Here is a 4,926-nt window from a genome sequence, read left to right on the forward strand (position 1 = left end):
AGGTCCCACTGGATGTTCGCGCCCATCGGCGCGACCTCGGCGCCGCGCCACGGGTTGTTCCGGTAGGTGTACGGCTCGTCCGGGTCGGCCTGCTCGGTGCTGCCGGGGAGGCCCAGCAGCACGGCCAGCGGCTCGATCTCCTCGGCGTGGGTGAACCGCAGCACCGCGCCGTTGCCGCTGGTGCCGGCGGCCCTGGCCCCGGCCTGGGCCAGCAGGTCGTCCAGCAGGACGCCGGCCATCCGGTAGGTGATGGTGCGTCCGCTGAACGCCGGGCCCGACTGGTAGAACTCCTCGGCGTCGTCCAGGTAGGCCAGCCAGCGGGCGTCGTCCTGGGCCAGGAACGGCGTCAGGTCGACACCCGGCGCCTCCACGCTCAGGTCCGGCGCGGCGCTGTAGAGCGCGTGCAGGGAACGGGCGAAGGAGATCTGCTCCTCGCTGGACATCGCCTCGGCGAAGCCCGCGCGGAACAGTCGCCCGACCGCGTGCCGGGCCGCCCGGGCGGTGCGCGGCTCGTGCTCGACGGCGGAGAGGACCGCGGCCAGGTCCGGGTCGCTCGCCAGGTACGCCTGGTAGTCCGCGTTCTGCGGCTGCTTGTGGAAGTACAGCAGGTTCTTGTCGGTCACGGGGGGCTTGATGGTGTCCGCCAGCGCCGGCTCCCCGGCCGTCAGACCCGCGGTGAAGGCACCGGCGCTCGCCACCGCGCGTGCCACGCCCGAGGTCTCCACCACGACGGGCCGCCGGTCGGCCGCGATCGACCGGAACAGCGACGGCAGCCGCTGCTCCATCCGCAGCGCCGTCTGCCGCTGCTCGTCGGCGCCGCGGGCGGAGAGGTTGCCGAAGCCGAGCGTGGAGGCCGCCGTCAGCAGCGTCCGCACCTGCGGGGCCAGCCGCGCGCCGAGGTCGGTGAGGGCGCCCTGCTCCTGGGCCCGGCCGAGCACGGCGAGCACCGCCTCGCCGTCCTCGCCGTCGGACATGGCGCGGGAGCCGTGCCGGGCGACGTTCTCGGTGAAGACCGGGGCGAAGCCCTTCGGCGCCTTCTGGTAGTGCCCGGGCCGGCCCTGCGGCTCGTACGGGGCCTTGGTGCCGTAGAGGTCGCGGTCGACGCGCGAGGCGCCGGAGCGGTCGTGCGCGGCAGCGGTGCCCGCGGTGAACAGCACTCCGGCGGCCAGGGAGGCGGTCATGGCGACGGCCACGGCGACGGACAGGGGGGCGGTGCGCTTCACGGCGACCCTTCGGGTGGATGCGGACCGCCGGCCGGCGGTCTCGGACTGCCGCACGGTGCCACGGCCGCGGGAAGACCGGTCGACGCCCCGTCATGGTCCCGGTGAAGGAAGCCTGAACGCCGGACGGCCCGGCCCCCGCCCGGCGGGCCGCAGTGGCGCCACCGGATACCGCCGCCGATCCTCGGATTCGCCTCCGCAGGCGTCGCGTTGATGGGATCATGTCGCTCCCGACGCAGAGCCTCAGCACCCGATGGGACCACCGATGAAGCCGCTCTCCGCCACCGACCCGCGCGAGGTCGGACCGTACCGCCTGCTCGCCCGCCTGGGCGGCGGCGGAATGGGGCGGGTCTTCCTCGGCCGCTCGCCCGGCGGGCTGAGCGTCGCGGTGAAACTGGTCCGCCCCGAACTGGCCGAGGACGCGAGGTTCCGGCGGCGGTTCGCCCAGGAGATCGAGGCCGCCCGGCGCGTCGGCGGGTTCTACACCGCCCAGGTGGTGGACGCCGACGCCGAGGCCGACCCGCCGTGGATGGTCACCTCCTACATCCCCGGCCCCTCGCTCGGGGAGGTGGTGGCCCGGCACGGCCCGCTGCCCGTCGCCACGGTGGCCGTGCTCGGCGCCGGTCTGGCCGAGGGGCTGGCCGCGATCCACGCCTGCTCCCTGGTGCACCGGGACCTCAAACCCGGCAACGTCGTCCTCGCCGAGGACGGCCCGCGGGTGATCGACTTCGGGATCGCCCGCGCCCTGGACGCCACCTCCGGCCTCACCGGCACCACCGTGATCGGCACCCCCGGGTTCATGTCCCCCGAGCAGATCCTCCGGGGCCCGGCCACCCCGGCGAGCGACGTGTTCAGCCTGGGCGCGGTGCTCGCCCACGCGGCCACCGGCCGCCCGCCGTTCGGGGAGGGGCCGACCGAGGCCGTCGTGTACCACGTCGTCCACGAGGAACCCGACCTCGAGGGCCTCCCGCCCGCCCTCGCACCGCTGGTCCGGTCCTGCCTGGCCAAGGACCCGAAGCAGCGCCCCGGCGTCGCCGAGGTGCTGGAGCGCTGCGCCGCCGCCTCCGCCGCCCCCGCAGCCGTCTGGCTGCCGCCGGACGTGACCGCGATGATCGTCGAACAGGTGTGCCGGACCTCCGAGTTGACCACCGCCGCGCTCCCCCCTCCGCCGACCCTGGTGGATTCGCGGGAACCCGCCGAGGACCCGCCCGTCCCCCCGCCGGCCCTGCCTCCGCTCGCCGCCCGGGTGGGCGAGCTGAAGGCCGGCTACGCGACGGTCACCCTGCCCTGGATACCCGGCGAGACCGGCGGGATGAAGCGCACCACGGTCGTCCGCTGGCTCAAGCAGGTCGGGGACACGGTCGAGAAGGACGACCCGCTGCTGGAGGTCGTCTCGGGACGGGGCGACGTCGTGGTCACCGCCCCGCACGGCGGCATGCTCTACGCCGTCCACCGCCGGGCCGGGGAGAGCGCCCGCACCGGCGCGGTGATCGCCGGCATCGGCTCCCCGGCGGCCACCCTCCCGCGGCCCCGGGCGGTGCGCTACGCGCTGACCGCGCTGCGCCGCACCGCGTACACGCTCGGCGTGCTGCTCGTCCTGGGGCTGATCGCGGGGCCGATCGCCGTGTTCAGCCCGCTGTTCGAGGACGAGGCGGCGGCGGCCCGGCCCGGTGACTGCGTCGGCAAGGAGATCCTCCAACGGGACGGGGAACCCGACGTCGACCATCCGAAGTGGCTCACCGCGCCCTGCGGCCTGCTGTCGGTGCGCGGCCCGGTGCGGGACGAGAAGGGCGACCAGTACTTCACCGTGCTCGCCCGGCTGGACGCGCCCGTGACCACGACCTGCGAGCAGGCCGTCCCGGACTGGGCCACCGGCACCGGGAAGCTCGCGCAGGACTTCGGCGCCGTGGTCCTCTGCCTGCGCGAGCGCTGAACCCGGCGGCGAGGGCACCCCGGGCCCGTCCGCTGCCGACCCGGCTCCCGCTGCGGAGCGGCCGGGCGGCGTCCTACGGTGGGAGGGGCCGACCCTCCGGCCCCCGTCCACGGCGGCGGCCTCCCGCGCCGGGGCGGCACACCCCACGCGGACACGGGAGCGAGGTGCGATGCGCCGATCGCCGGGGCGCGCGGAGCGGCCGCGGCGGGCACGCCCCGCCCCGGCGGTGGTGCACCGCTCCGTCCGGGTCACCGCCGCGGCCTGCGCCGGGTTCTACACCTTCCGCTACGGCCTGGACCGCCCGGTGTCGGCCACCTACGCGCTGTTCGCGGCCGTCGCCCTCGGGGTGCTGGCCCGGGTCGAGGGCGCCGCGCGGACCCGGGCCCGGACGATCCTGTGCACGCTCCCGGCCGCCTGGGCGCTGGTCTGCCTCGGCACCGTGCTGGCCGTGCACTCCTGGGCGGCCGCCCTGGGCATGGTGGGCGTCGGCTTCGCGGTGTCCTACGGCTCCGTCGGCGGCCCCCGGATGGTGGGACTGGCCAACGGCCTCCAACTCCTCTACATCCTCCCGTGCTTCCCGCCTTACAGCCCCGACACCCTGCCGCAGCGGCTGCTCGGCGTGACGGCCGGGCTGCTGCTGCTCGTCGCCGCCGAACTGCTGCTGTGGCCGGAGCCGGCGCCGCCGGACTACCGGAGCCGGCTGTCGCGCGCCGCCCTCGCCCTGGCGGAGCTGGCGGACCTCGCCGCCGACGCCTGCGCGGGCCGGTCGGCGACCCCCGGCACCGTCGCCGCGGCCGCCGACCGGGCCCGCGCGCGCCTGGACGAGCTGCGGTTCAGCCGGGTCCCGGTGATGGAGCGCCCCGCCGCGGCCGGTGCCGTGGACCGCGCCCTCACCCACTGCGCGGCCGCCCTCCGCTACACCGGCCCGCAGCTGCTGCGGATTCTCCGCCTCGCCCGGCCCTACCCGGGCGCGGCCCGGCTGACCGCCGTCACGGCGCAGGCCCTGCGCGCGGCCGCGGCCGGGCTGCCCCGGGCGGGACCGGTCCCGGACACCGGCGTGGTCGAGCGCGAGCTCGCCGCCTTCGACACCGCCCGCGCCGCCGAGCCCCGGCCCGAGCCCCAGCCCCAGTCCCAGCCCCAGCCCGAGTCCGAGTCCGAGCCCGCCCGCACCGATCGCACCGGGCGGGTCCGGCCGGCGCTCGGCACCGCCGCCCTGGACTCCGCCGAGGGCGCCCGCTTCGCCGTCCGGGCGGTGCGGGTCGGCCGGCGCGCGGCGCTGCCGCCCGACGAGACGCCCGCCGACCAGCGGCCCGGACCGTTCTGGTACGCCTACGACCCCGCCCCGCTGCTGTGGTGGCGCCGGTTCCGCGCCAACCTCACCCCGCGCTCGGTCGCCTTCCGCAACGCCCTGCGCACCGCGGGCGCCCTGGGCGCGGCCCGGCTGCTGGCCGGCGGCCTCGACCTGTCGCACGGCTTCTGGGTGCTGCTCGCCACGCTCACCCTGATGCGCACCAGCGCCGCCGACACCCGGACGACCCTGCGCCCCGCGCTGGTCGGGACGGCCCTGGGCGCCGCGGCGACAGCCGCGGTGCTGCTGGTGGTGGGGGAGCACCCACTGGTCTACGCCCTCGCGCTGCCGCCGGTGATGCTGATCGCCTTCACCGCCGGACCGGCGCTCGGGCCGGCCTGGGGCCAGGGGCTGTTCACCCTGGTGGTCGCCCTCGTCTTCACCCAGCTGGCGCCCGCGAGCTGGCGGCTGGCGGAGGCCCGGGT

3 protein-coding genes are annotated in these 4,926 nt (G+C 77.0%); 2 read left to right on the forward strand and 1 reads right to left on the reverse strand.

The window, feature by feature from the left end; genetic code table 11:
• On the reverse strand, positions 1-1,223 hold a 1,223-nt coding region (locus VR45_RS35435; RefSeq protein ID WP_234326471.1), incomplete at its 3' end, for a histidine-type phosphatase.
• Between the two features lie 262 nt (positions 1,224-1,485).
• Here VR45_RS35435 and VR45_RS43010 point away from each other — a divergent pair.
• A complete protein-coding gene (locus VR45_RS43010) occupies positions 1,486-3,153 on the forward strand; it encodes a protein kinase (RefSeq protein WP_052709629.1) in 1,668 nt (555 codons plus the stop codon).
• Positions 3,154-3,322: 169 nt separating this feature from the next.
• Positions 3,323-4,926 (forward strand): FUSC family protein (locus tag VR45_RS35450; RefSeq protein WP_045944033.1); only part of this gene is annotated, 1,604 nt, incomplete at its 3' end.

Origin of the sequence: Streptomyces sp. NRRL S-495 (assembly GCF_000966955.1) — a bacterium.
GTDB classification, from domain to species: Bacteria; Actinomycetota; Actinomycetes; order Streptomycetales; family Streptomycetaceae; genus Kitasatospora; species Kitasatospora purpeofusca.

What these genes read in the sequence shown, in the direction of transcription:
- VR45_RS43010 (WP_052709629.1), top strand. Translation starts at nt 1,486, where the DNA reads ATGAAGCCGCTCTCCGCCACCGACCCGCGCGAGGTCGGACCGTACCGC.